27 protein-coding genes are annotated in these 25,307 nt (G+C 70.4%); 16 read left to right on the forward strand and 11 right to left on the reverse strand.

Features of this window, described 5'->3' with window-relative positions; all coding sequences use genetic code 11:
* The first annotated feature begins 69 nt into the window (after window positions 1-69).
* Together AC1ROY_RS31185 and AC1ROY_RS31190 are read left to right on the forward strand one after the other, a co-directional pair.
* Complete coding sequence (locus AC1ROY_RS31185) at window positions 70-672, forward strand: TetR/AcrR family transcriptional regulator (RefSeq protein WP_493152842.1); 603 nt, start codon at window positions 70-72, stop codon at window positions 670-672.
* Between the two features lie 115 nt (window positions 673-787).
* Complete coding sequence (locus tag AC1ROY_RS31190; protein WP_493152843.1) at window positions 788-1,123, forward strand: hypothetical protein; 336 nt, start codon at window positions 788-790, stop codon at window positions 1,121-1,123.
* 49 nt (window positions 1,124-1,172) lie between these two features.
* On the opposite strand, the gene AC1ROY_RS31195 is transcribed toward AC1ROY_RS31190, so the two are convergent.
* From AC1ROY_RS31195 to AC1ROY_RS31215, 5 genes are read right to left on the reverse strand one after another with little or no spacing between them, the layout of a single operon-like run.
* Entirely contained in the window at window positions 1,173-1,799 is a 627-nt protein-coding gene (locus AC1ROY_RS31195) for a cysteine hydrolase family protein (RefSeq protein ID WP_493152844.1), read from the reverse strand.
* A 24-nt stretch (window positions 1,800-1,823) separates the two neighbouring features.
* Window positions 1,824-2,360: a hypothetical protein gene (locus AC1ROY_RS31200; protein WP_493152845.1), complete on the reverse strand. Its 537-nt coding sequence runs from the start codon at window positions 2,358-2,360 to the stop codon at window positions 1,824-1,826.
* A 24-nt stretch (window positions 2,361-2,384) separates the two neighbouring features.
* Window positions 2,385-3,239, reverse strand: a complete 855-nt coding sequence (locus tag AC1ROY_RS31205; RefSeq protein ID WP_493152846.1) for an alpha/beta fold hydrolase — start codon at window positions 3,237-3,239, stop codon at window positions 2,385-2,387.
* A 35-nt stretch (window positions 3,240-3,274) separates the two neighbouring features.
* Complete coding sequence (locus AC1ROY_RS31210; RefSeq protein ID WP_493152847.1) at window positions 3,275-3,691, reverse strand: organic hydroperoxide resistance protein; 417 nt, start codon at window positions 3,689-3,691, stop codon at window positions 3,275-3,277.
* Window positions 3,692-3,712: 21 nt separating this feature from the next.
* On the reverse strand, window positions 3,713-5,089 hold the full coding sequence (locus AC1ROY_RS31215; protein ID WP_493152848.1) for an epoxide hydrolase family protein: 1,377 nt from the start codon (window positions 5,087-5,089) through the stop codon (window positions 3,713-3,715).
* A gap of 384 nt (window positions 5,090-5,473) precedes the next feature.
* Here AC1ROY_RS31215 and AC1ROY_RS31220 point away from each other — a divergent pair, with 384 nt between their 5' ends.
* From AC1ROY_RS31220 to AC1ROY_RS31265, 10 genes are all read left to right on the forward strand, one after another.
* A complete protein-coding gene (locus AC1ROY_RS31220) occupies window positions 5,474-7,531 on the forward strand; it encodes a PAS domain-containing sensor histidine kinase (RefSeq protein ID WP_493152849.1) in 2,058 nt (685 codons plus the stop codon).
* Entirely contained in the window at window positions 7,528-7,911 is a 384-nt protein-coding gene (locus AC1ROY_RS31225) for a response regulator transcription factor (RefSeq protein WP_493152850.1), read from the forward strand. The genes AC1ROY_RS31220 and AC1ROY_RS31225 overlap by 4 nt, the downstream gene beginning before the upstream one ends.
* A gap of 76 nt (window positions 7,912-7,987) precedes the next feature.
* A complete protein-coding gene (locus AC1ROY_RS31230; protein WP_493152851.1) occupies window positions 7,988-8,611 on the forward strand; it encodes a response regulator transcription factor in 624 nt (207 codons plus the stop codon).
* Window positions 8,612-8,713: 102 nt separating this feature from the next.
* Window positions 8,714-9,544 carry an enoyl-CoA hydratase/isomerase family protein gene (locus tag AC1ROY_RS31235; RefSeq protein WP_493152852.1) on the forward strand — a complete coding sequence of 277 codons (831 nt, stop codon included), beginning with the start codon at window positions 8,714-8,716 and terminating at the stop codon, window positions 9,542-9,544.
* Window positions 9,545-9,569: 25 nt separating this feature from the next.
* Window positions 9,570-10,280 carry an SDR family NAD(P)-dependent oxidoreductase gene (locus AC1ROY_RS31240; RefSeq protein ID WP_493152853.1) on the forward strand — a complete coding sequence of 237 codons (711 nt, stop codon included), beginning with the start codon at window positions 9,570-9,572 and terminating at the stop codon, window positions 10,278-10,280.
* A complete protein-coding gene (locus tag AC1ROY_RS31245) occupies window positions 10,255-10,461 on the forward strand; it encodes a hypothetical protein (protein ID WP_493152854.1) in 207 nt (68 codons plus the stop codon). The genes AC1ROY_RS31240 and AC1ROY_RS31245 overlap by 26 nt, the downstream gene beginning before the upstream one ends.
* A gap of 158 nt (window positions 10,462-10,619) precedes the next feature.
* Window positions 10,620-12,104 carry an alginate export family protein gene (locus AC1ROY_RS31250; RefSeq protein ID WP_493152855.1) on the forward strand — a complete coding sequence of 495 codons (1,485 nt, stop codon included), beginning with the start codon at window positions 10,620-10,622 and terminating at the stop codon, window positions 12,102-12,104.
* 189 nt (window positions 12,105-12,293) lie between these two features.
* A complete protein-coding gene (locus tag AC1ROY_RS31255; RefSeq protein WP_493152856.1) occupies window positions 12,294-13,118 on the forward strand; it encodes an alpha/beta fold hydrolase in 825 nt (274 codons plus the stop codon).
* A gap of 38 nt (window positions 13,119-13,156) precedes the next feature.
* The gene (locus AC1ROY_RS31260) at window positions 13,157-13,810 is read left to right on the forward strand and encodes a hydrolase (protein WP_493152857.1); all 654 of its coding nucleotides are present in this window, start codon (window positions 13,157-13,159) and stop codon (window positions 13,808-13,810) included.
* A gap of 88 nt (window positions 13,811-13,898) precedes the next feature.
* Window positions 13,899-15,497 carry an MFS transporter gene (locus AC1ROY_RS31265; protein WP_493152858.1) on the forward strand — a complete coding sequence of 533 codons (1,599 nt, stop codon included), beginning with the start codon at window positions 13,899-13,901 and terminating at the stop codon, window positions 15,495-15,497.
* Here the strand turns inward: AC1ROY_RS31265 and AC1ROY_RS31270 are convergent.
* Complete coding sequence (locus AC1ROY_RS31270; protein WP_493152859.1) at window positions 15,494-16,387, reverse strand: LysR family transcriptional regulator; 894 nt, start codon at window positions 16,385-16,387, stop codon at window positions 15,494-15,496. The genes AC1ROY_RS31265 and AC1ROY_RS31270 overlap by 4 nt on opposite strands.
* Window positions 16,388-16,575: 188 nt before the next feature.
* On the opposite strand from AC1ROY_RS31270, the gene AC1ROY_RS31275 reads away from it, so the two are divergent.
* From AC1ROY_RS31275 to AC1ROY_RS31285, 3 genes are all read left to right on the forward strand, one after another.
* Window positions 16,576-17,499 carry a ring-cleaving dioxygenase gene (locus AC1ROY_RS31275; protein ID WP_493152860.1) on the forward strand — a complete coding sequence of 308 codons (924 nt, stop codon included), beginning with the start codon at window positions 16,576-16,578 and terminating at the stop codon, window positions 17,497-17,499.
* 51 nt (window positions 17,500-17,550) lie between these two features.
* Window positions 17,551-18,174: an alpha/beta hydrolase gene (locus AC1ROY_RS31280; protein ID WP_493152861.1), complete on the forward strand. Its 624-nt coding sequence runs from the start codon at window positions 17,551-17,553 to the stop codon at window positions 18,172-18,174.
* Window positions 18,175-18,523: 349 nt separating this feature from the next.
* Window positions 18,524-20,191 carry a Na/Pi cotransporter family protein gene (locus tag AC1ROY_RS31285; protein WP_493152862.1) on the forward strand — a complete coding sequence of 556 codons (1,668 nt, stop codon included), beginning with the start codon at window positions 18,524-18,526 and terminating at the stop codon, window positions 20,189-20,191.
* A gap of 81 nt (window positions 20,192-20,272) precedes the next feature.
* Here AC1ROY_RS31285 and AC1ROY_RS31290 read toward each other — a convergent pair whose 3' ends face one another.
* From AC1ROY_RS31290 to AC1ROY_RS31305, 4 genes are read right to left on the reverse strand one after another with little or no spacing between them, the layout of a single operon-like run.
* Window positions 20,273-21,541 carry a hypothetical protein gene (locus AC1ROY_RS31290; RefSeq protein ID WP_493152863.1) on the reverse strand — a complete coding sequence of 423 codons (1,269 nt, stop codon included), beginning with the start codon at window positions 21,539-21,541 and terminating at the stop codon, window positions 20,273-20,275.
* Window positions 21,542-21,554: 13 nt separating this feature from the next.
* Window positions 21,555-22,496 (reverse strand): hypothetical protein, encoded by a 942-nt coding sequence (locus AC1ROY_RS31295; protein ID WP_493152864.1) that lies wholly within the window; start codon window positions 22,494-22,496, stop codon window positions 21,555-21,557.
* The gene (locus AC1ROY_RS31300) at window positions 22,493-22,909 is read right to left on the reverse strand and encodes a DUF6524 family protein (RefSeq protein ID WP_493152865.1); all 417 of its coding nucleotides are present in this window, start codon (window positions 22,907-22,909) and stop codon (window positions 22,493-22,495) included. The genes AC1ROY_RS31295 and AC1ROY_RS31300 overlap by 4 nt, the downstream gene beginning before the upstream one ends.
* Window positions 22,906-23,721 carry a hypothetical protein gene (locus AC1ROY_RS31305; RefSeq protein ID WP_493152866.1) on the reverse strand — a complete coding sequence of 272 codons (816 nt, stop codon included), beginning with the start codon at window positions 23,719-23,721 and terminating at the stop codon, window positions 22,906-22,908. The genes AC1ROY_RS31300 and AC1ROY_RS31305 overlap by 4 nt, the downstream gene beginning before the upstream one ends.
* Before the next feature lie 27 nt (window positions 23,722-23,748).
* Here AC1ROY_RS31305 and AC1ROY_RS31310 point away from each other — a divergent pair, with 27 nt between their 5' ends.
* A complete protein-coding gene (locus AC1ROY_RS31310) occupies window positions 23,749-24,348 on the forward strand; it encodes a hypothetical protein (protein WP_493152867.1) in 600 nt (199 codons plus the stop codon).
* Between the two features lie 5 nt (window positions 24,349-24,353).
* Here AC1ROY_RS31310 and AC1ROY_RS31315 read toward each other — a convergent pair whose 3' ends face one another.
* On the reverse strand, window positions 24,354-25,157 hold the full coding sequence (locus tag AC1ROY_RS31315; protein ID WP_493152868.1) for a bestrophin-like domain: 804 nt from the start codon (window positions 25,155-25,157) through the stop codon (window positions 24,354-24,356).
* Window positions 25,158-25,307: the final 150 nt, after the last annotated feature.

Below are 25,307 nucleotides of genomic sequence, written 5' to 3' on the forward strand. Positions count from 1 at the left end.
GAGGTAACCTCCGCTTGCAAGGTATAAGCGGAGGACTCCTCCGTTTAAATGAGGAGACCAGGGCCGGCCATGACCGACGAGTCCGCCAGCCGACAGCGCAAGCCCCGGGCCGATGCCATCCGGAATCGCGAGCGCGTGCTGGAAGCGGCGAAGGCCGTGTTCAGTGAGGGCGGCGCGGGAGCCGGCCTGGAGGCCGTGGCCCGGAGGGCCGGCGTGGGCATCGGCACGCTCTACCGCCATTTCCCCACGCGCGAGGCCCTCTACGAGGCGATCTACCGGCGCGAGGTGGAGCAGCTGGCGGAGCTGGCGCAGCAGCTCGCCGCGGAACTGCCGCCGCTGGTGGGGCTGCGCCGCTGGGTGCAGGCGCTGCTGGAGTTCGTTGCGACGAAGAAGGGAATGGCCGAGGCGCTTGCCCTGGCCGCCCACAAGCCGCCGGAGCTCATGGCCTATACGACCGGCCGGCTCAACGAGGCGATCGGGATGCTGCTGCGCCCGGCGGCCGAGGCCGGCCAGGTGAGGCGCGACATCGGCCCGGAGGATCTGCTGCGGACGGTGATCGGGCTCTGCTACCTGCAGGATGGGCTTGGCTGGCAGGCGAAGGTCATGCGGCTGCTCGACGTCTTCCTGGACGGTCTGCGCCTGCGGCAGGACGACCCGTCAGAACCGCCGTGACCTTCGGTCAGAGGTGTGAGGCATGCTCCGAGCCTTTCATTTGATGCCCAGCCCTTCAATATGCTCTCATGCCATGGCAATATATAACACCTGAAATGCCCGGAGTAGAGCTGCAATGTCGGTGCAGGATTACCTGAAGAAGAGGGACGAATTTTCCAGTACGGCCATGGGATTGGATTCGCGCTTCCGAGTTCTCCAGCACGCGATGCACAATCTTCGCGCCCATCCTGCCCGGACGGTCGTATTGAACACGGCGATTCCCTTCCCCGACACCAGCGTGCAGTGGGCGACGACCCGGATCGACGGCAACATCTGGCCATCCGCGGAGCATCTGGCGCGGCTGCTGCAGGACTTCCAGACGAAGCGCCTCGCCATGGAGGAGGCGTGGAACGCTCTCGCTCCCGAGGCCCGCGCCGGGTTGCCCAAGCCTCCCGGCGACGCCGGGATGTAGGCGGCAGGTCCAGGATGGCTCCCGCGCCGCCTGCCATCCCCTCGCCGGCTCACGGGTCCGGCAGGGCCTCGACGAGCTCGCGGGTCTCTAGGATGGCATGCGCATAGGTCGGGCCGTTCAGCACGTGCGCGGCATGCATCATCTCCGGCGTGAAGGCGGCCGTCGCATCCCGGACCAGGGTGACGTGATAGCCGAGCTCCATCGCGTAGCGGCCCGTGGATTCGAGGCAGGTGTTGGCCAGCAGGCCGACAAGAATGACATGCGTGATGCCGTGCTGCCGGAGCTGCTGGTCGAGGTCGGTGTTGGCGAAGCCGCTCTGGGCCCAATGCTCCTTGACGACGATGTCGCCTTCCCGGGGGGCGAAGTCCGGGTGCCAGTCGCCGCCCCATTCGCCGCGGGCGAAGGAATGCCGCTTCATGATGGCGACCTGGGTCGGATTGGGATGGCACCAGCACGCGTAGTCGCCCGGCTCCCAGCGGCGGTGCGGGACGATGAAGACCTTCAGGCCCGCGCTCCGCACCGCCTCGTTGATCCTCTTCAGATTGCCGATGAGGCCGACCTCCTCGGCGACGGCTTTCACGCGCGGCCATATCTTGCCGCCCTCCGAAAGAAAATCGTTGTAGGGATCGACGAACAGCAGCGCCGTCGATCGCTTCTCATAGGTCGGCTGCGACATTTGATTCTCCCTCCATCCCCGTGATCAGCCGGCCGTTCCGTTTCCCAGCGCGGCCCGCTCGAGGCTCTCGGCGAAGAACGGCGTCTCGCCCCGGTTGTGGGCGATCGACATGGGCTGCCGCTGCGCGCGGAACACGTCGAAGGGAATGCCCTGGCGATCGAGGAAGGCCGTGAACTCCTCGGTGGCCTTCGAGCGGACGCGGTTGGTGAACTCGCAGCTCCCGCCATCGATGGCCTTGACGCTCATCTCCCACTGGACGTGGATGGTGGTCCGTCCCGTCGGGGTGAAGACGTCGGAGACCGATTCCAGAATCAGGTGATCCTTGCGGCCCAGCGTCTCGACGTAGTGCTGCACCATCAGGCTGCCGCCGATGACCTCGACATTGATCGACATCCGGCGGCCGTCCGGTGCCGTCGTGAATCCCGCCGCGATATGGGCGGGCGAGCACCCCTGATACTCCTTCTCGCCGAGCGAGAAGCACCAGGCGGGAATGTCGATCTTCTCGATCGGCGCGCGGATCGTCGCCGTGAAGCTGGAATCGACGATGTCGTGGTCGTTCATGTCATGCTCCTTCGGTGGGGCTGGTCATCGGAGGAAGCCGCGGACCAGGCCGGCGATCCGGTCGGCGGCCGTGTCCAGGGCGAAGTGCCCGGCGTCCAGGACATGGATCTCCGCCTGCGGCACGTCGCGCCGGTAGGCTTCGGGCTCGGAAATGTCGAAGGACGGGTCGTAGCGCCCCCAGAGCACGAGCAGCCGGGGCTGAACCTCGCGCATCCAGGCCTGCCACTTCGGATAGGCGGCGACGTTGCTGCGGTAGTCGTAGAACAGCTCCGTCTGGATCTCCGCCTGGCCGGGGCGGCTGAGGAAGGCGAACTCGTCCGTCCAGAGATCGGGATCGTAGCGCCCGGCATCCGGATCGTGGCCGACGTGGCGCAGGCGGGCCGCCTCCAGCGAGAGCAGGTTCCGGCGCAGCGCCGCCTCGTGCGTGGCGCGGTCGGCCCAGAAGGCGCGGCGGGCAGCCCAGAGATCGCCGAGGCCCGTGTCGTGAGCCACGGCATTCTGCACGATCAGCGCGTCCACGCGCCCGGGATGGGCCATCGCCATCCGGAACCCGACCGGCCCGCCGTAATCCTGCAGGAAGAGGCTGTAGCGGGAGAGCGCCAGCGTCTCGGTGAAGCGGGTCATCACCTCGGCCAGGTGGTCGAAGGTGTAGGCAAACGCGCCCGGCGCGGGCCAGGCGCTGTGGCCGAAGCCGGGATAGTCGGGCGCGACCAGGCGATAGCGGTCCGAGAGCCGTGCGAACAACGGCTCGTACATGCGCGACGACGACGGCAGCCCGTGCAGCAGCAGGATCGCCGGCGCGTCGCGGTCGCCGGCCTCGCGCCAGAAGATCGGTAGGCCGCCGACATCGACGGTGCGGTAGGTGGTCGGGCGGCCCATCGGGATCACATCCGGCGTGCGTCGGGGGTGGCCGGTCAGATCGTCACGTTGGTCGTGACATCGATGTTGCCGTGCGTCGCCCGCGAGTAGGGGCAGAGCGTATGGGCCTGGTCGGCCAGCGCCTGCGCGACCTCGCGCGGCAGCCCCGGAAGGCTGACGTTCAGCCGCGCGCTGAGCGTGTAGGCGCCCTCCACCAGGCTGAGATCCACCTCGGCGTCGATCACGAAGCCCGGCGGCAGGGTCACCTTCTTCTGGTGCGCGGCGATGTGGATCGCGCTCGTGAAGCAGGTGGACCAGCCGGCGGCGAAGAGCTGCTCGGGATTCGTGCCCGTGCCGTGGCCACCGGGCGGCGAGATGCGGATGTCGAGCAGGCCGTCCGAGCTGCGGGACGCGCCGCCTTCGCGCCCGCCCGTGGTGTGGACCTTCGCCGTGTAGAGCAGCTTGGTGGACATGGGGTCTCTCCGTGGAAGGCGTTACGCGCGCAGCGAGCGGAAGGCCGCGCGCAGCTCGGCGGTGAAGGCGTCCGGCTGCTCCCAGGCCGCGAAGTGCCCGCCCTTGGGGAGCCGGTTGAAGTGGAGGAGGTTCGGGAAGGCCTTCTCCGCCCAGCTCCGCGGCGCCGCGTAGATCTCGTCCGGGAAGACGCTGACGGCCACCGGGATGGTGATGCCCTTCGGCGCGAAGAAGGCGAGGTCGTTCTCCCAGTACAGGCGCGCCGAGGAGACCGCCGTGCCGGTCAGCCAGTAGAGCGCGACGTTGTCGAGGATGTCGTCGCGCGTCAGGCCCTCCGCCGCGCCGTCGAAGACGCGCGCGATGAGGTCGTAGCTGCGCGCGTCGTGGTCGAGCATCCAGGCGGCGAGGCCGATCGGCGAATCCTCCAGCGCGTAAAGCGTCTGCGGGCGGTTCGCCATCTCCTGCGCGTAGCCGAGGCCGTGCTTGTAGAAGAAGGCGAGCTGGTCGTAGGCGTTCCTCTCCTCGGCGGAGAGTCCGGCCGGGGCCTCGGCGCCGGCCGCCAGCGCCCGCGCGATCTCGTCCGGCACGGTCGCCGGCATGTTGGTGTGGATGGCGAGCAGCCCCGGCGGCGCCTGCACCGCCATCTGCTCGGAGACGGCGTCGCCCCAGTCGCCGCCCTGCGCGACGTAGCGCGTGTAGCCCAGCCGCCCCATCAGCGTGGCCCAGGCGCGGGCGATGCGCTGCGGGTTCCAGCCGGTCGCGGTGGGGATGGCCGAGAAGCCGTGGCCCGGCAGCGAGGGGATCACCACGTCGAAGGCCTCCTCCGCCGTGCCGCCATGGGCGGTCGGATCGGTCAGCGGGCCGATGATCTTCAGCTGCTCGATCACCGAGCCGGGCCAGCCATGGGTGATGATCACCGGCAGCGCCCGGGGATGCCGCGAGCGGACATGGATGAAGTGGATGTCGAGCCCGTCGATCTCGGTGACGAACATCGGCAGGGCGTTCAGCCGCGCCTCGACCTTCCGCCAGTCGTGCCGGTCGTGCCAGTGCTGCGCGAGCCTGCGCATCGTCCCGAGCTGCACGCCCTGCGACGCGTCCGGGACCAGCTCCTGTGTCGGCCACTTCGTGGCGGCGACCCGCCGGCGCAGATCGGCGAGCGCCTCGTCGGGCACCTGGACCCGGAACGGGCGGATCTCGCCGGTCACGGACTGGGCCGGCGCCGGCGCGAGGGCGACGGCCGCGGCCGCGGCCGCAGCGACGAGCATGTCGCGCCGCACAGCGGGCAGCTGGGCCCCCGGCATCGCGGCCTGGACCGGCGCCGGCATCATGGTGGCGGCACCGGCGGCGGCCGCGGCGACGAGCATGTCGCGCCGCGTGGAAGACGGCAGGGATTCCGGCATGACGGTTCTCCTCTCGGGCCATCGCTATGGCTGGCTGGGCGTGTCTGGCCTCGTCATGGTCGGTCACCGGTCGCGGCGCGGCGATTGCACCTTGGTATCGGCGATACCTTAGATACCGGCCGGTGGCTCATGGCCCAGGCCCGGCGCCCGGCGGCGAGGCGGAAAAAGCCCTGGACCGATACCAAGGTACTATGGGTCGCCGGAGCGCGGCTGGCGCATCCTCGGGCGGAGCATCGAGGCCGTTCCCCCGGAGGGGCTCATCGTGACGACGTCAGCGCAGCCGATCCCATTCGCGGGCGCCCAGCTGCATCGGGCATGCCACCTCTGCGCCGTCTTCGACAGCGAGGAGGAGGAATACCGCGTCCTCCTGCCCGACGGCTGATCATGCAGCCCGAGCCTCTCCTGGCCGAGAACAGGCGGCTTCAGCGCTGCATCGGCGACCTGGTCGGCGTCATGGCGCTGCCCGCGATGTGGGCGGGCCGCGAGCCCGCGGAGATCGCCGGCAGCCTGCTCGATTCGGTTCTCGGCATGCTGGATCTCGACTTCGCCCATCTGCGCCTGAACGATGCGGACGGAGACCTGCCGCCCGACGTCACGCGGCTGTCGCCCTGGGCCGGCAGCGTGGCGCCGCCGGAGGGATTTGCCGCGCTGCTGATGCCCTGGACGAGCATCGAAGCGCAGGAAGGGCCGCGCCGGCTGACGGTCGGCGGCCAGGGCCTCGCGGTCCTGGCCCTGCGCCTCGGCCTGACGGGCGAGATCGGCGTGCTCGTCGTCGGATCGCGGCGCGCCGGCTTCCCGCTCCGGACCGAGGGCCTCGTCCTCGGCGTCGCCGCCAACCAGGCCACGATCGGCCTGCAGGCGGCCTGGCGGTGGGGCGAGCAGAAGCGCCTGGCCCGGGAGCTGGACCGGCGCGTCGCCGCGCGGACCCGGGAGCTGGGCGAGGCCAACGAGGAGCTGCGGCGCCGGGAGCTCGATTTCCAGCTCGTCGTCGACAGCATCCCCGTCCCGGTCGCCGTCACGACGCCGGCCGGGGAGGTCGAGGGCCTCAACCGGCCCACCCTGGCGTATTTCGGCAAGACCTTCGACGAGCTGAAGGAATGGAAGGCCTCCGATGTCATGCATCCGGACGACCTCGAAGGCACGATCGCGGCGCAGCGCGCGGCCCATGAAGCCGGCGAGACCTACAATGTGCAGAGCCGGCACCGCCGCTTCGATGGCGTCTACCGCTGGTTCAACGTCCTCGGCGTGCCGCTGCGCGACCCGCAGGGGCGGATCCTGCGCTGGTTCCACCTGATCGTCGACATCGACGACCAGAAGCGCGCGGAGGAGCAGCTGCGCGCCAGCGAATGGAACCTGCGCCGCCTCACCGAGACCATCCCCCAGATGCTGTGGAGCGCGAAGCCCGACGGCGAGTGCGACTACTGCAACGCCCGCCTGCTGGATTTCTCGGGCTTCACCGCGGAAGAGATCATGGGCGGTGGCTGGAGGAACCTCTTCCATGCCGACGATCTCGACCAGGCCATGCGGGCCTGGTCCGCGAGCGCCGCGACCGGCGCGCCCTACCAGGTGGAAGCGCGCATCCTCCACGCCGCGGACTCCTCCTATCGCTGGTGCCTGACCACCGCCCTGCCGCTGCGCGACGAGGAAGGACGCATCCTCAAATGGCATGGCGTCTGCGTCGACATGCACGACTGGAAGCAGGCACAGGACGAGCTGCGCGAGACCCAGGCCGAGCTCGCCCGCGTCACGCGCGTCATGACCATGGGTCAGCTCACGGCCTCGATCGCGCATGAGCTGAACCAGCCCCTCGCGGGCATCATGACGAATGCGGGCACGGCCCTGCGCATGCTGACCGCCGAGCCGCCGAATATCGACGGCGCCCGCGAGACCGCGCGGCGAACCATCCGCGACGCCAGGCGCGCCTCGGAGGTGATCGCCCGGCTGCGCGCGCTCTTCGCCCGGAGAACCACGGCCGCGGAGCTCGTGGATCTGAACACCGCGACACAGGAGGTCATCGCATTGTCGTTGAACGAGCTGCAGAGAAACGGCGTCAGCCCCCGCCTCCATCTCGCCGGGAATCTGCCCGACGTCATGGGCGATCGCGTCCAGCTGCAGCAGGTCATCCTCAACTTCATCCTGAACGGCACCGAAGCGATGAACGAGGTGACGGACCGGCCGCGGGAGCTGATCGTCTCGACCGGGATCGAGGAAGGCGGCCATGTCCGGCTGGCGGTCCGGGATGCCGGCACCGGCTTCGATCCGGCCATGGCCGAGAAGCTCTTCAGCCCCTTCTACACGACCAAGAGCAACGGCATGGGCATCGGCCTCTCGGTCAGCCGGACCATCGTCGAGAACCATCACGGCCGCCTCTGGGGCGAGCGCAACGACGGCCCCGGCTCGACCTTCTGCTTCTCCATTCCCTCCAGGCCGACAGGCGCATGATGCAGCAGGGCACCTACGTCGCCGTGGTCGACGACGACGAGTCCGTCCGGGAGTCGCTGCCCGACCTCATCCGCCTCTTCGGCCACGAGGCCGAGGCCTTCTCCTCGGCGGAGGAGTTCCTCGCCTCGCAGCGGCTCGATCAGGCCCGCTGCCTGGTTCTCGACATCGCCATGCCCGGCATGTCCGGCATCGATCTCCAGCGCGCGCTGGCGCAGCAGGGGCGGAGGATTCCCATCGTCTTCATCACGGCGCATGGCGACGAGCAGGTCTGTCAGCGCCTGCGCCGGAGCGGGGCCGTGGAATGCCTCCTGAAGCCCTTCACGGACACGGCGCTGCTGGATGCGCTTCACGCCGTACTTCCACCGAGACCGCTGCCCTGATGCTGCGGCCGCAAAATGACGGAGGCTATCCATGGGATGGGGAAGCGTGTTGGGCGATGGGACGGGCTCCAGGACCATGACCGAGGCCACACCGATCGTCTACGTCGTGGATGACGACATCTCCGTGCGCGAGGCGCTCGAAGCCATGATCCTCGACGCGGGCTGGCAGCCCTGGGTCTTCGCTTCGGCGCAGGACTTCCTGTCCCACCCGCGGGCCTCCGTGCCCAGCTGCCTGGTGCTCGACGTCTCGCTGCCCGACCTCAACGGCCTCGACCTGCAGCAGCAGCTCGCCACCGACCGGAACGACATGCCGATCATCTTCATCACCGGCTATGGCGACGTGCCCATGACCGTGCGCGCGATGAAGGCCGGTGCCATCGAGTTCCTGATCAAGCCCTTCGGCGACGAAGCCCTGCTGGACGCCATCCGCAACGCCATCCAGAGCAGCGCCACGGCACTCGGCCATGGCGCGGAGCTGCTGATCCTCCGGGAACACCATGCCTCGCTCAGCGCGCGGGAGCGCGAGGTGATGGCGCTCGTCGTGTCAGGCCTCATGAACAAGCAGGTGGGCGGCCGGCTCGGCATCAGCGAGATCACGGTGAAGGCGCATCGCGGCAGGATGATGCGCAAGATGGGCGCGACCTCGCTGGCGGACCTCGTGAACATCGCCGCCCGGCTGGGGATCTCCGGCCGCGACTGATACCAAGGTGCCGTCGATACCTTGGTTCCATAGAACGCGCCTCGACACCCCGTCATCCTGGCCACGCCGGACGAAGCCGGCGCATTCGGCCCGGAGGCGGACATGTCCAACAGGAAGCAGATTCATCTCGATCGGCCTTCGCCGGCGCTCTGGCACGTCACCTTCGACAACCCGCCGCTGAACATCTTCGGGCCGGACGCCATGCCGGAGCTGAATGCGGTCGTCGCCGCGCTGGAGACCGATCCCGCGGTGAAGGTCGTCGTCTTCGACAGCGCCGTCGAGGGCTTCTTCATCACCCACTACGACTTCCTCGCCGACCCGCAGGAGACGCTCAGCCTGCCGCCGGGGCCGACCGGCCTGCAGCAATTGCCCGACATGCTCGTCCGCATCAGCCGCGCGCCGGTCGTCTCGATCGCCAAGATCCGCGGACGCGCGACCGGCGTCGGCAGCGAGCTTGCGCTGGCCAGCGACATGCGCTTCGCCAGCCGCGAGAAGGCGATCCTGTCGCAATGGGAGGTCGGCGCCGGCCTGGTGCCGGGCGGCGGGCCCATGGCGCGGCTGCCGCGGCTCATCGGCCGCGGCCGCGCGCTCGAGGTCCTGCTCGGCGCCGACGACATCGACGGCGAGCTCGCCGAACGATACGGCTACGTGAACCGCTCCTTTCCCGATGCGGAGCTGGACGCTTTCGTCGATGCCCTCGCGCAGCGCATCTCGACCTTCGACCGCCAGGCGATCGCGGAGACGAAGCGCCTCGTCGACATCGCCAGCCTGCCCGCGGATTCCGACATCGCGCCCGAATGGGACGCCTTCCTCGGCGCCCTGAACCGCCCCGCGGCACAGGAGCGGATCCGGAGGCTGATGGACCGCGGCTTCCACAGGCCCGGCGAGGTCGAGACCCGGCTGGGCCACTACGTCGGCCAGATCGGCCTCTGAATCAGCCCCGCAGAAGGAGGTCACCATGGACACGGACAGGAAGGTCGCCGTCATCACGGGCGCATCCCAGGGCATGGGCGCCGCCCTCGTCGCCGCCTATCGCGGGCGCGGCTACAGGGTCGTGGCGACGGCGCGCACGGTGAAGCCGGCAGAGGATCCGGACATCCTCTCCGTCCCCGGCGACATCGGCGACCGCGGGACCGCCGGGCGCGTGATCTCCGAGGGCATGGCGCGGTTCGGGCGCATCGACACGCTGGTCAACAATGCCGGCATCTTCATCGCCAGGCCCTTCACGGACTACACCGTGGCCGACTTCGACGCGATCCTCGCCGTCAACACCTCCGGCTTCTTCCACGTCACGCAGTTCGCCATCGCCGAGATGGAGAAGCGCGGCAGCGGCCATGTGGTGCAGATCACGACGACGCTGGCCGAGCAGGCGAATTCGGCGGTTCCGGCGGTCCTGGCGGCCTTGACCAAGGGCGGTCTCAACGCGGCGACCCGGGCGCTGGCCATCGAATACGCCCGCCGCGGCATCCGCGTGAACGCGGTGGCGCCCGGCATCATCCGCACGCCGATGCATCCGGCCGCGACGCATGCCGCCCTCGATGGCATGCACCCGATCGGGCACATGGGCGAGATCTCCGACGTCGTCGACGCCGTGCTCTTCCTGGAATCGGCGCCCTTCGTGACGGGAGAGATCCTCCACGTGGATGGCGGCCAGAGCGCCGGCCACTGACGGTGACGCAGGCCTACGCGATCACCTCTTCGAGAAGGCGCCGAACTGGGAGAGCTTCGCCATCACCGACGGCCGGCTGATCAAGGGCCAGAACCCCGCCTCCTCGACCGCCGGGGCCCGGGCCCTGCTGAAGCTGCTCGCCGAGATGCGGCCCCCGGAACGCGGTTCGGGCGCCGCCTGATCGCCGGGCCGGCCGGCCCCGCGTCGAGGAAAGCCTTTTCGCGCCCTTCTCGATATCGCGATGGATTGCAATTCCGCAATTCCGATATTGCTCACACCGCTATGGCATTGCGCGTTTCGCGCCCGCAAGCTGGTATCCGTGATCAGCGAGCGAGAACCATGATGCTCTTCTCCGCAGCGGGATGGCGCCAGGCGCCCCTCCTGGCGATGGCCCTGCCCCGGCGCCGGGTCGGCCGTCGCGGCGGAAGCCTGTGCGCCGCGACGGCCGCCGCGCTCGTCCTGGCGGCCGGGTTCGGCCGTCCCGCCGCGGCGCAGAACGCCACCGATCGTCCCGCCCTCACGACCTTCCGCTACGACGAGGACTGGTCCGTGATGCGCGACCCCGCCCGCCGCACGGGCGTGCTCGACCGGCTCAAATACATCCCCCTGGACCAGGACGGGTCCTGGTTCCTCACCCTCGGCGGCGAATCCCGCACGCGCTACGAATCCTCGCGCAATCCGGTCTTCGGCCTCTCGGCGCCGGCGCGGAACGACTACCTGCTCCAGCGCTCCCTGCTCTTCGCCGACGTCCATTTCGGTCCCAATCTCCGTGCCTTCCTGGAGCTCGGCAGCAGCTACGCACCCGGATGGAACGGCACCCCGCCGGCGACCCAGCGGAACCCGATCGACATCCAGCAGGCCTTCGGCGACGTGTCGGTGCCGCTGGGCGGCGGCGAGATGGTGCTGCGCGCCGGCCGCCAGGAGATGGCCTTCGGCTCGTCCCGGCTCGTCTCGGTGCGGGAATCGCCCAATGTCCGGCGGGCCTTCGACGGCGTGCGGGTCTCGTGGAGCAGCTCGCCGCGGTTCCGCGCCGACGCCTTCGTCGTGCGGCCGGTCGTGCCGCAGGCCGGGAACTTCAACGACAGCAACGACCCCGCCCAGGCCTTCTGGGGCCTCTACACCACCACCGACATCCAGGCCGTGCCCGGGCTGAAGCTGGACCTATACTACCTGGGTCTCGAGCGGGAGAATGCGCGCTTCACGCAGGGTGTCGGCACGGAGCGCCGCCACACGGTGGGCGCGCGCCTGTTCGGCCGGCGCAGCGGCTTCGACTGGAACCTGGAGGCGGCCTATCAGTTCGGCTCCTTCGGCAGCGCCGAGATCCGCGCCTGGACCGTGTCGTCCAACCTCGGATACGCCGTCCCGTCCTGGCCGCTCTCGCCCCGCTTCGGGCTGAACGCGGATGCGATCAGCGGCGACCGGAACCCGCACGATCGCGTGCTGGGCACGTTCAATCCCCTCTTCCCGCGGCTTCCCTATTTCTCGGAGGCCAATCTCCTCGCGCCGGCCAACCTCCTGGACCTCCAGCCCAACCTGACCCTGACGCCGGCGCGCGGGGTGAGCTTCAACATCGGCTGGAATCCCTTCTGGAAGCAGGAGCGGGCCGATGCCTTCTACGCGCCGCCCCTCGCGGCGGTGCGCGGGACTTCCGCCTCGCGCGGGCGCTTCATCGGCCAGCAGGTGAGCACCCTGGTCGAATGGAAGGTGACGGAGCGGGTGACCCTCGCGGCCACCTATGTGCATTACGAGCCCGGGGAGCTCACGCGGCAGGCCGGCGGACGCGCGGGCGATTTCGCCGCGGCCTGGGTGCAGCTGCGCTTCTGAAACCTCGTCTGGAACGACGGCAGGACGAGCGCGCCCGATAGGGCACGCTCGTCCTTCGTCGTTGCCGACCAACACGCGATCGTCCATCCCCTGAAATTGCATTTATGCAATTTCAACCTTGCCGCTCTCGTCATGGAATTGCAGTCCGACATCGCACAAGGTCGCTTCACCACGAACGGAGCGACTGAGATGTCCATCTTCACCACCGCCGACGGCACCGGGATCTTCTTCAAGGACTGGGGCACCGGCACCCCCGTCGTGTTCAGCCATGGCTGGCCGCTCAGCGCCGACGCCTGGGAGGCGCAGATGGTGCACCTCGCCTCCGCCGGCTTCCGCGTCATCGCCCATGACCGCCGCGGCCATGGCCGCTCCGCCCAGACCTGGCGCGGCAATGACATGGACACCTATGCCGACGACCTCGCCGCGCTGATGGACCACCTCGACCTGCGCGACGCCATGATGGTCGGCCACTCCACCGGCGGCGGCGAGGTCGCCCGCGTCATCGGCCGCCACGGCATGGGCCGCGTCGCCAGGGCCGTGCTGGTCAGCGCGGTGGCGCCGATCATGCTGCGCAGCGTCTCCAACCCCGACGGCCTGCCGATGGAGGTCTTCGACGGCATCCGCGCCGGAATGCTGAAGGACCGCTCGCAGCTCTTCCAGGATTTCACCACGCCCTTCTTCGGCGCCAACCGCGAGGGCTCCGCCGTGACGCAGGGCATGCGCGACGCCTTCTGGCTGCAGGGCATGACGGGCGGCCTGAAGGGCCAGCTCGACTGCATCGCCGCCTTCTCGGAGACCGATTTCACCGAGGACCTGAAGAAGATGGACATGCCGGTCCTCGTCATCCAGGGCGATGACGACCAGGTCGTCCCCTTCGCCGCCACCAGCAGGCGCTCGGCCGAGATCGCTCCCCGCGCCACGCTGAAAGTCTATGCCGGCGGCGCTCACGGCCTGACCGACACGGCGCGCGACCGCCTCAACGCCGACCTGCTCGCCTTCGCCCGCGGCGAATGAGCCGCAACCCCACCACCCCCCACACAGGAGAGACTCCCATGACCATCACCGCCACGCCCGTCCCCGGCAAGAAGCTGCTCACGCCCCAGGATCACACGCTGATCATGATCGACTTCCAGTCGCAGATGTCCTTCGCGACGAAGTCGATCGATGCGGTGACGCTGCGCAACAACGCCGCCCTCGTGGCCAACGCCGCCAAGGGCTTCGGCGTCTCGACCATCCTCACCACCGTCGCCGAGAAGAGCTTCTCCGGCCCGATGTTCGAGGAGATCACCTCGGCCTTCCCGGGCCAGGCCCTGCTCGACCGCACGAGCATGAACACATGGGAAGACGCGGCGGTCATCGCCGAGGTGAACCGCATCGGCAAGGGACGCATCGTGCTGTCCGGCCTCTGGACCTCGGTCTGCATCGTGGGCCCCGCGCTGTCCGCGATCGACCAGGGCTTCGAGGTCTATGTCATCGCCGATGCCTGCGGCGACGTCTCCGACGAGGCGCATGAGCGCGCCATGCAGCGCATGATCCAGGCCGGCGCCCAGCCCATGACCTCCGTGCAGTACCTGCTGGAGCTGCAGCGCGACTGGGCGCGCGGCGAGACCTACGAGATGACGACGGGCATCGCGAAGAAGCTCGGCGGCGCCTACGGCCTCGGCATCACCTATGCCAAGACCATGTTCGGCGCCCACGAGGGCTGAACACTCCCGCCTGTTGGCCTGCTCGCCCTCCATCCCGGCGAGCAGGCCGTGATCTTCCCCCGCCACTCTCGCCCCAAGGACCACGACCATGGCGCATGATCCTGCGAAACCCGCTCCCTCCGGCAGCTTCGCGGCGCTGCGCCAGACCACCTTCGCGGTGCTCTGGGCCGCGACCATCCTCGGCAACACCGGCAGCTTCATGCGCGATGTCGCGAGCTCCTGGCTGATCACGGACCTGGCGGCCGGCCCCGCGGCCGTGTCCATGATCCAGGCGGCCGGCACGCTGCCGATCTTCCTGCTCGCCATCCCGGCCGGCGTGCTGTCCGACATCCTGGACCGCCGAAAGTTCCTGATCGCGATCCAGCTGCTGCTCGCCGCCGTCAGCCTCACGCTGCTGATCCTCTCGCATACGGGGTTGATGACGATCGAGGCGCTCATCGGCCTGACCTTCGTCGGCGGCATCGGCGCCGCGCTCATGGCGCCGACCTGGCAGGCGATCGTGCCCGAGCTGGTGCCGGCGCGCGACGTGAAGGGCGCCGTGGCGCTCAACTCGCTCGGCATCAACGTGGCACGCTCCATCGGCCCGGCGGCGGGCGGCCTGTTGCTCGCCTCCTTCGGCGCGGCGCTGACCTATGGCGCGGATGTCGCGAGCTACGTCGTGGTCATCGCTGCCCTGCTGTGGTGGCCGCGCCCCAAGCGCGTGGCGGATTCCCTGACCGAGCGCTTCCCCGGCGCCTTCCGCGCCGGGCTGCGCTACGCGCGGTCGAGCCGCGAGCTGCACGTCGTCCTCTTCCGCGCGGCGGTCTTCTTCGCCTTCGCCAGCGCGGTCTGGGCGCTGCTGCCGCTGGTGGCGCGCAACCTGCTGGGCGGCGATGCCGGCTTCTACGGCATCCTGCTCGGCGCCGTCGGCGCGGGAGCCATCCTCGGCGCCCTGGTGATGCCGCGGCTGCGCAGCCGGCTCGACGCGGACGGGCTGATGCTGGCCGCGGCCGTCGTCACCGCGGTGGCCATGCTCGTCCTGGCCTCGGCGCCGCCCTCCTGGATCGCGCTGGCCGTGCTGCTGCTGCTCGGCGCGGCCTGGATCGTCGCCCTGACCACGCTGAACGGCACCGCCCAGGCGATCCTGCCGAACTGGGTGCGCGGGCGCGCCCTGGCCGTGTACCTCACGGTCTTCAACGGCGCGATGACGCTGGGCAGCCTCGGCTGGGGCGCGGTGGCGCAGGCGCTCGGCGTGCCCGCCGCGCTCGTCGTCAGCGCCATCGGGCTGGTGCTGGTCGCGATCCTGCTGCACCGGGTCAGGCTGCCGGTCGGCGAGGCCGATCTCGCCGCCTCCGGCCACTGGCCGGAGCCGCTGACCGCCGAGCCGGTCGAGCACGATCGCGGCCCGGTGCTGATCCTCATCGAGTACAAGGTTGCCCAGGCCGATCGCGCGGCCTTCCTCAAGGCGCTGCATCGCCTCTCCGGCGAGCGCCGGCGCGACGGCGCCTATAGCTGGGGCATCACCGAGGATGCGGCCGATCTCGAAAAGCTGGTGGAGTGGTTCATGGTGGAATCCTGGGCCGAGCACCTCCGCCAGCACCATCGGGTCTCCAAGGCCGACGCCGATGTGCAGCAAGAGGTCCGCCGCTTCCATGTCGGGCCCGAAGCCCCCGTGGTGCGGCACTTCCTGACGGTGGAGGCCCGCTAGGTGCGGGGCGCCCGCCCTTCGATCAGCGGGCGCCTCTCCGCGATCGCCTCGACCAGGCTGTCGAGGACGGCCCGGATGCGCGGCGTGTTGCGCAGATCGGGATGCGTCAGCAGCCAGAGGTCGGAGGCATAGGCCTCTTCCGGCGCCGCGAGGCGCTCCAGGCCCGCCCAGGCGTCGCCGAGGAAGCAGGGGAGGTGGCCGATGCCGAGGCCCGCCGCCACCGCATGCGCCAGCCCGAGCACCGTGTCGAAGCGCCCCACCAGCCGCTCCACCGGCACCATCGCCTGCGCCTCGCGCACCACCCTCAGCCCGGAGAGGTTGTCGCCCAGGCACACCCAGTCCGGCGCGTGGCCGCGCTCCTGCCCTGCCGCGCCGTAGAGCGCCCAGGCGATGCGGGCGACGCGGCGCCCGACCAGCGTGTCCGGCGGCGCATCGGTCGCGCGGACCGCGACATCGGCGTCGCGGCGGGACAGGTTCAGCGCGGCGTTGCCGGTGACGACATCGAGTCGGATGGCCGGATTGGCGCGGCGGAAGCGCACCAGCATGGGCATCAGCAGGTCGGAGAGGAGGCTGTCGCTGGTGGCCAGCCGGACATCCCCGGAGGGCGCCGGGAGCTGTCCCGCGAGACGGCGGGTGACGGTGGTGATGTCCTCGTCCACCCGTGCCGCCAGCGCCGCCATTTCCTCTCCCGCCGGCGTCAGCGTGTAGCCGGCGCGGTGCCGCTCGAAGAGCGGCGTGCCGAGCAGCGCCTCCACCTGCTTCAGCCGGCGGAAGACGGTGGAATGGTCGATGCCCAGCCGCGCGGCGGCGGCCGGCAGGTTGCGCGTCGCGGCCACCGCGTCGATCAGCCGGAAGTCGTCCCAGGCGAGGGTTCGGGCGGATTCCTTCAATCGGGCGGACCTTGGGCAGGAGGGGACCCGACAGTGTAGTCCCAAGGGATGGCGCAATGCCATAAATCCATCCGCAAGATCGGCATTGCGCCACCGCAATCGCTTTGCCCTGGATTCCGGCCCCCGCCAGGCGTCATCTGCGCCCGCACCGAGCGCCGATGCGCTCCCCCCAGATGGAGGCGAACCCCATGTCCAGCAACGGAATCCACCACGTCACGGCCATCGCCGGCCATGCCCAGCGGAACCTCGACTTCTACACGCGCACCCTCGGCCTGCGCCTCGTGAAGAAGACGGTGAACTTCGACGATCCCGGCGCCTACCACTTCTACTACGGCGACACCGGGGGCACCCCCGGCACCATCCTCACCTTCTTCCCCTGGGAGCATGCCGCCCCCGGCCGCGCCGGCGCCGGCGAGCTCCAGGAGACGGTCTTCCGCATCCCGCAGGCCGCCATCGGCTACTGGACCGCACGGCTGATCGCCCAAGGCGTCGAGCGCGCCACGCGCTTCGGCCAGACGGTGCTGACCTTCCGCGACCCGGACGGCCTGCGCCTGGCCCTGGTCGGCCTGCCCGGCATCGAGGCGGAAGCCGCCTGGGACAATGGCGAGATCCCGGTCGAGAACGCCATCCGCGGCTTCCACAGCGTCAGCCTGATGCTGGAGAAGACCGAGCCGACCGGCGCCATCCTCTCCGACGTCTTCGGCTTCGCCGAGGTCGCGCGCGAGGGCAACACCGTCCGCTACCGGGCGGAGGGCACGGAGCTCGGCGGCATCGTCGACCTGCAGGCGGTCGGCGGCTTCCTGCCGGCGCGGCTCGGACGCGGCTCGGTCCACCACCTCGCCTTCCGCGCGGCGGACGACGCCGATCAGGCGGAGATGGTGCGCAAGCTCGCGGCCAACCACGGGATGCACACGACGGAGCAGAAGAACCGCGACTACTTCCGCTCCGTCTACTTCCGCGAGCCCGGCCACGTGCTGTTCGAGATCGCGACCGACATCCCCGGCTTCGCCGTGGACGAACCGGCCGAGAGCCTCGGCGCGGCGCTGAAGCTGCCGAGCTTCCTGGAAGGGCATCGCGCGCAGATCGAGGCGACGCTGCCCGTCCTCGCCTGACCATTACGATCGAGCGGCCGCGTCCCCGGGGCGCGGCCCAGGAGATTTCCCATGAGCACCACGGCCCTCGACATGATCCACCGCTTCGAGCCCGCGACCGACACCGCGCAACCTCCCCTGCTCCTGCTGCACGGCACGGGCGGCAACGAGGCGGACCTGCTGCCCTTCGGCCGCCTGGTCGCGCCCGGCGCGGCGCTGCTCTCGCCGCGCGGCGCAGTCCTGGAGAACGGCATGCCGCGCTTCTTCCGCCGTCTCGCCGAGGGCGTCTTCGACGAGGCCGACCTGCGCCGCCGCACCGACGAGCTGGCTGCCTTCGTCCGCGATGCCATGGATCGCCACGGCATCGCGGCGCCGGTGGCCGTCGGCTTCTCCAACGGCGCGAACATCGCGGCGAGCCTGCTGCTGCGGCATCCCGGCCTGCTGCACGGCGCGGCGCTGCTGCGCGCGATGGTGCCCTTCACCGATCCGGCGGCCGGCCCGCTGGAAGGCACGCCGGTCCTGCTGCTCTCGGGTGCCGCCGACCCGATCGTCCCGCCGGCCAACAGCGAGAAGCTGGCGGCCATGCTGCGGCAGGCCGGGGCGGCCGTGACCTATGAGCAGCTGCCCGGCGGGCATGGCCTGTCCCAGATGGACGTCGCCCTGACCCGGAACTGGCTCGCGGGCCTCCGCCGTTAGCGCCGCGCGAACGGGCTTCGAGCCTGCCGGCAGGACAGCCGACAGGCTTGCGCGGATGCGCGGCAGGCCGGCGCCGACAATTGCCGGGATCCGCGGCGGATTGATTTCATGGCGCAGGTCCCGCGGGCGCCCCGGAAAACGATCCGGTCGCGAATTCATGTCCGGCGCGTGGTTTTGTTGGCACGGATCCAAATAAATCCTGTCCATCCCAACACTGTCATCGAAGGCCGATAGAAGTGTCACGGGACCGCTGGCTTTTTAACGCCGGTTCATGCGCCAGAAGGGGACAGGCAGACGCTTGCCGTCTTCCCGTCGAAGCCTGGGCCGTCAAGCGGGCAAGGAAAACAACATGCAAGTGGATTGGTTCCGGGACATACTTGTGCCCGTGATCGGCGGCCTGGGCATCTTCATGCTCGGCCTTGAGTTCATGACCAACGGCATCCAGTCGCTGTCGGTCAACAAGATGCGCAAGGTGCTCGCCAAGGCGGCCGGCACGCCCGTCACGGGCCTCATCGCCGGCACGCTCATCACCGGCGTCATCCAGTCCTCCACCGCCATGACCGTCATGGTCGTCGGCCTCGTCGATGCCGGCGTGCTGGCCCTGCGCCCGGCCATCTCGGTGATCATGGGCGCCAATATCGGCACCACCCTGACCAACGCGCTGATCGCGCTGCCGCTCGGCCCGCTGGGCCTGCTGGTGGCCGGCTTCTTCGCGCTGGTGATGGTCTTCACCAAGAGCGACAAGGTCCGCAGCGTCGCGCTGACCTGCATGGGCTTCGCGCTGATCTTCTACGGCCTCTCTCTGATGACCGGCGGCCTGCGCCCGCTGCGCAACATCCCCGAGGTCATCGAGGTCATCCGCTCGCTCCAGGCCGACAGCTTTATGAACGTCGTCGCCTGCGTGACCGTCGCCGCCGCGATCACGGCGATGATCCACTCCTCCTCGGCCACGATCGGCATCGTGATGGGCCTGGGTGCCGCCGGCGTGCTCGACTGGCAGACGGCGCTGGCCTTCTCGCTGGGCGCCGACCTCGGCACGACCATCACCTCCTTCATCGCCTCGCTGAACCTGTCGAAGAACGCGAAGCGCGCGGCCTATGCGCACATCGCCTTCAACTTCATCGGCGTCGCGGTGATGCTGCCGCTCTTCCCCTGGATGACGCAGCTGGTGCCGCTGCTGGTCGGCGATCCCGGCACGCCCATCACCGTGAACGGCGTCGAGACCTTCCCGCTCGTGCCCGTCGCGGTCGGCGCCTATTCGACGGCCTTCAACATCTTCAACACCCTGCTGATGTTCCCCTTCATCGGCGTCTTCGAGCGGGTGCTGAAGAACGTGGGCAAGACCACCGCCGAGGACATCGAGGACTACACGGTGCCGAAGTTCCTCGACCCGAAGAACAAGGACCTCCCCACGGCGATCGCCTCCGTCGAGAAGGAGATGCACCGCCACCTCGAAGGCGCCGCCGTGCTGCTCGCGGTCGCCGAGGAGAAGCTGGGCGCCCCGAAGGATCCCGCCGTGCACTTCACCGCGACGGACATCCTGAGCCGCGAGATCCGCGCCTACACGGCGTCGCTCTTCCAGCCGGGCATGCCGCACGAGCAGGCCGACCTGCTGGCGAGCCTCATCGAGGAGGCCGACTTCTCCGCCAGCCTCGGCGAGACGCTGCACCAGGTCGCGCGCCGCATCCAGCGCGACGACTTCAGCGCGGAGGGCGAGGCGATCCTGGACCGCATGCTCGCCGAGCTGAACGAGGCGATGCAGGGCCTGCTGCGCCACGGCCCGGCGGCCGCGGTGGCCGGCCATGCCGACACGGTCGAGCACGTCTCGGGCCTGCTGCAGCTCCGCGAGGACACGCTGCGGCTGGCGAAGGCGAGCTCGGCCGAGCGCGGCGCGCTGATCGCCCTGCTGGGCAGCGCCGAGCGGGCCTACCTGCTGATCGAGCGCATCCACGCCGAGCGCCGCTCGGTGGACCGCTCGGGCACGGGCCAGGTCGCGCCGGAGCCGGTGACGGTCTGACGCCAGGCGCTTCGGAAACAGGAACGCCGGCGCGGGCAACCGCGCCGGCGTTCCGCGTTTCAGGGACGGCGATTCACGGCGTCAGCGGACCAGCCGCACCGTGCTGGTGGTGCTGATGTCGCCCGCCGCCTTCTGGATGTTCAGCAGCTGGGTCGCGATGCCGAGCACCCGCAGCGTGTAGTCCTCGTTGTCGTCGTGCTCGGCGACCCACCAGCGCTGCCCCCGGTACCGCGCCGAGATCCGCCCGCGCGCGGGCTCGCCGGGCCAGAGGCGGAACAGCCGCGGCGAGCCGCCGGTCGTGCGCACCCCGCCGCGGATCCCCTCGCGGATCTCGATGCGGTAGGGCACGCCCTCCTCCTCGCGGCGCTGGACGGCGCCCAGATATTGCAGCACCTCCTCCACCGAGCGCAGGTACCAGGCGAGGCCGACAGCCGGCGCGCCGCCGCCGGGCGGCGCCGATTCCTCCAGCACCTCGTCCGCGATGCAGGGATTGCCGGACTGCGGCATCGGCGAGATCTGCGGCGGATCGCGGTCCACGGCGGAGGCGAAGTAGCGCTGGCGCCCCTGGGCGTCCGGCGGCCCCGGGATGCAGATCGCCATCTGCTCGACGGCGCGCATGAGCCGCCAGCCATTGCCGTCCGGGCGCAGGCTGACGCCGGCCTCGCGCAGCGAAGCCAGGAATTCCGGCTTCGTGCTCTCCTCCCGCGTCAGCCGGGGGCCGACCGGGATGTAGCGGGTGTAGCCGTTGAACAGGATGGGCCCGTTGGCGGTCAGCCGGTCCACCATGGCCTGGAAGGGATCGCAGGGCGGCTGCGCATCGAGGCCGGCCGCCGCGCAGGCCACGCGCTGCTCGTAGGTCAGGTTGTTGCGCAGCCGCGGGTCGTTGACGGCGCGGCGGCCGCCCGGCCCCTCGTCGAAGCGCGAGACCAGCAGGTACATCAGCAGCTGGTCGGGCATGTTGCGGTCCCACAGCACGCGGAACAGCACGGGATCCAGCGGGCGCATCAGCCCGCGGGCGAATTCCTGCCGGTCGAGCGGACCGATGTCGAAGCCCGGGCTGCTGCTGCCGACGAGGCTGGCGAGCAGCCCGTTGCCGAAGCCGGTGCTGCCGTCATAGCCGAGGGCTGCGGTCGCATTGAGCTGGCCGCGGATGCTGCCGATGGTGGTGAAGTGCAGCGGCGCCTGGTCGCGCGCGCGCAGGATGTTCATCAGCATCTGCGTGTCGGTCGCGCGCTCGACCGTGTCGTTGTACGCGATGGCGTGGTCCGCGATGGTCTGCGGCATGGCGCAGCCGCCGAGCGCCATCGAGAAGGCCAGGGCGGCGGCCCGGCGGTTTCGGCGTTTCGCCACGGGCGAAATCCTTTCAGGTGGAGGAGAGGAGCGCGCCGAACCAGCGCGTGGAGCGGAAGGGCCAGAAGCCGTGGGGCCGCGGCCGGAGCCCGGCTCCCTCAGCGATGCGGGCGGCCTGGGCGTCGGCCTCGCGGGGCGTGACCCCGCCGCCCTGCAGCCGGCGGTAGAGGCGCGCGGCCTCCTGCATCTCGGTGGGGCCGACGCGGCCCTCGCGGTCCATGCGCGAGCGGAGATATGTGATCACGTCGCGCCCCACGTTCACGGCCGAGGGCCGCTCGCCGCGCGCGGCGTCCAATGCCCGGCGCGCCTGCGTCGCGGTCAGCCCGGCCTCGGTGACGCCCGTGCTGAGCAATGCAAGCTCCGCCTCCGCCTGCATCGGCCCGGCGCGGTTGCGCAGGCGGGCCAGCTCGGTGAAGCGCGTCTCGCCGGTCGGCGGCGCCTCCACGGGCTCCAGCATCGGAATCCCGTCCGTCCCGACCGGCCCGAGGCGAAAACCCGCCGGCACGCAGCTGCGGCAGGCGGGGCGCTCCACATGGCCCCCGAGGTCCATCAGCTTGATCTCGATGAGCAGGTCCGGATGGCGGGCGCGGATGGCGTCGGCCGCGGCGTTCAGCACCTCGGTGTGGACGCGCAGCTCGTCGGCGGGATCGTCGGCGAGGCGGCGGCCGGCCCATGCGTTCATCGCCCCGCAGTCGCGGTGGTTGAGCAGCGTGACGTTGCGGATGCCGTGCATCGCGCGCGTGGCCGCGAGGTTCTCCCACAGCGTGGCCTGCCAGCCGGGGTTGCGGTCGTCGACAACCGCCAGCGCGGCGCCGGCGATGCGCATCTCGCTGTAGCGGTTGGTCCGGCCCAGCGCCTCGAAGCGGAAGGTGGTGTCGTCCGCGAGGCGCGGATCGATGCAGGAGATCAGGAAGGTGTCGGCCTTGCTGGGGACGAGACCGGTGGCGCCGCTCAATGGGGGACCTCCTCCACATGCTGCACGCCGGTCAGCCGGTGCAGGACCGAGGCGAGGGTCAGGCCCGCCGTGAGCAGCACCACGAGGGTGAACATCACGCCGATGAGCAGCGCGTCCGGATCGCCGCGGTCGAGCAGGCCGAGTTCGGCGAGGGTGACGAAGCCGAGGAGGCAGATCGCCGTCAGCAGGATAGCGCCCCAGGGGCGCAGCACGGAGAGGACGGCGCGCCAGACCAGCACATGCACCAGCAGCAGGATCACGCCGCAGAAGGCCTTGGCCCAGGGGCTGCCCTCGCCCCGCGTCACCCAGTGCCAGTAGGAGGTGCCGCTCGGATTGTAGACCGAGAAGACGAGCAGCAGGCTGAACAGCAGCCGCGCCACCACCGCGCGCCAGTCGTAGGGCCGCGCGATCATGGGCAGCGCGCCGCCGCGTCGCGCAGCGTCGTGCGCAGCGCCGCCCTGCCGTCGGCCAGCACCGAGGCCTCGGCCACGCCGATGGCCTGCTGCGCCTGCGCCTCGAAGCCCGCGCGGTTCAGCCCGGCATCGACGCGGTTGATCATCCAGTCCACGCCCCAGGCCAGCCCGATGCCGCCCGCCGCGCCCGCCACCACGCCCGGCACGCCGGCCGCGCTCCAGCCGAGATAGCCGAGCGCGGCCACGACCGAGCCCGCCTCGCTGACGCGCAGGGTCACGGCGCCGATGCGCGCGGCCATGGGGCGCATGCTGCGCAGGAAGACGGTCTCCGCCCCGGCGGCCTCGGCGAGGCGGTCCGCGGGATCGATGGCCAGCGCCGCATTCAGCCGCGCCTCCAGCCCCGCGCAGGCGGGCCAGCGCTCCGCGAGCGTGCGCGCGAGATGCGCGATGTCGCGCCCGAATCCGCCGTCGCCGAAGCTCGGTTCCGTCACGCGCTGGCGGAAGGCGGCGCGCACCGGCTCGGCGAGGTCGTGCGCCAGCGCCTCGGGGTCGGGGATGCGCTCCTGCACGGCTGCGTCGCCGAGCCGCGACAGCGCGCGGCCGATGATGCGATAGGAGGTCAGGTAGCTCTGCGCCCAGCCATAGGCCCAGTCGCCGAAGGCGGGCACCAGCATCCGCGCCGCGCCGAAGCGCGCCGCCACGCTGTCCTCCAGCATGCGTTCGCCAAGCGCGAGCAGCCGCTCCTGCCGCGGGACGGCGGCGGCCTGTCCCGCAAACGTCACCAAGATCATGATGGCGGCGAGCCAGCGCACACCCCATCCTGCGGGACCATGGACTGGATGACGCTTCCCGCGCCGCTCATGGATGCGATGGCCGCCGTGGCGGTCTTCGCCGTGGCCTACGGTCTCATCCGGGTGGGCCTGCTGCAATACGGCATGGTCGCGCCGAGCGACGCCGATGCGGTGCCCATCCTGCACGTGCTGGCGCTCGCGGCCGGCGTGCTGCTGGGCGTGCTGCTGCTCGCCAATGTCCCCCATGCGGAGGATTTCCGGCCCTCGCGCATCTACGCCTCCGACAGCCCGTGGGACATGAGCGCCGGCCGGTTCCTGGCCCGCCACGCCCTGCCGGACGGCCCGACGGTGCGCGGCGCGGCCGCGATGCTGATCCCCGGCCACACCTCGGTCGGCGCGATCGCGGGCCAGATCGGCGCGGCCGTCGCGGTCATCGGCGCCATCCAGGCCCTGCTGCTCTGGGGCGGCTGGGCGCGGATCCGCGGCGCGCTGGCCGTGCTGCTGCTGGCGGGATGGACGGCGCTGGTCGTGCACTATGCCGCGCACCTGATCGCCTGGGGCGCCACGCAGCTCAACTTCTGGCTCTTCGCCCTGCTGCTGCTGGTCTGGCAGCGCTGGCGCTACCGGCAGCCCCGCACCGCGCATTGAGGCCCTCACGTCCCCACCGACATGAGCTGCAGGAAGGGTGATGGCGTCAGGAAGGGCGGGTCGCCGGTGAAGGGGAAGGCCAGCTTGGCCGAGACCGCCAGCACCGTACCCACGATCAGCGCGATCACCCCGCCCATCGTGTAGTGCACGACGGTCGTCGAGCTGCCGACGAACCACTGGAAGGCCAGCACCGCCACCGAGACCGTCAGCACGAGCACCCAGATCAGCACGCCGAAGGTGCGCGAGTTGACGGAAAGCCGGGCGATCCGCGCGTCCGAGATCTGCGCCACCCAGGCCGGGATGTTCTGCGCCAGCGCCTGCTGCGCGCCGGTCATCGGCTCGGCGTCCAGGAAGGCGCGGGTGAGGCGCTGGAACTCGGCGTCCGAGCCGGAGCGGTTGGTCGCCGCCTGCATGTTCGGCCAGTCCAGCGCGGCGACGGCGGAGGCGTAGCCGCGGATGGCGGAATACATCTCCTCGCGCCGCCAGATCTGGGCGGGCTCGCTGTAGGTCGGCACGGCGAGCGCCAGGAGGTAGAGCCCGCCGGTCTCGCGCTGCAGGTTGTCGCGCGAGGTCTGGTAGATGTCCCAGGAGCCGACGAGCGTCAGCGCCGCCACGACCGCATAGACCTCGACGATGAAGCCGTACTTCACCGAGCCCACGACGGCGTTGGCCGCCAGCTCCCGCGGCGTGAAGAGCGACTGGATCACCTGGCCGATCGCGAGCGCCAGCAGCAGCGGCACGCCCAGCGTCGCCAAGATGAGCAGCGGCAGCGGCAGCGCTGTCAGGAACTGGACGATGTCAGGGTTCATGCGAAACCACGATGCGGAAGCTCGATGAAGAACAACGCCAATGACGAATCCGGCCGCATAGCGGCCGGCGCCGCCCACTCAACCCTCCGGCCCGGCGTTCCAGTGGCGCGGCGAAGCCAAGGCCGCGGCCGCCCGGCGTCTGAGGGCGAA

Source organism: Roseococcus sp. GW821-FHT12F05, from assembly GCF_058806835.1.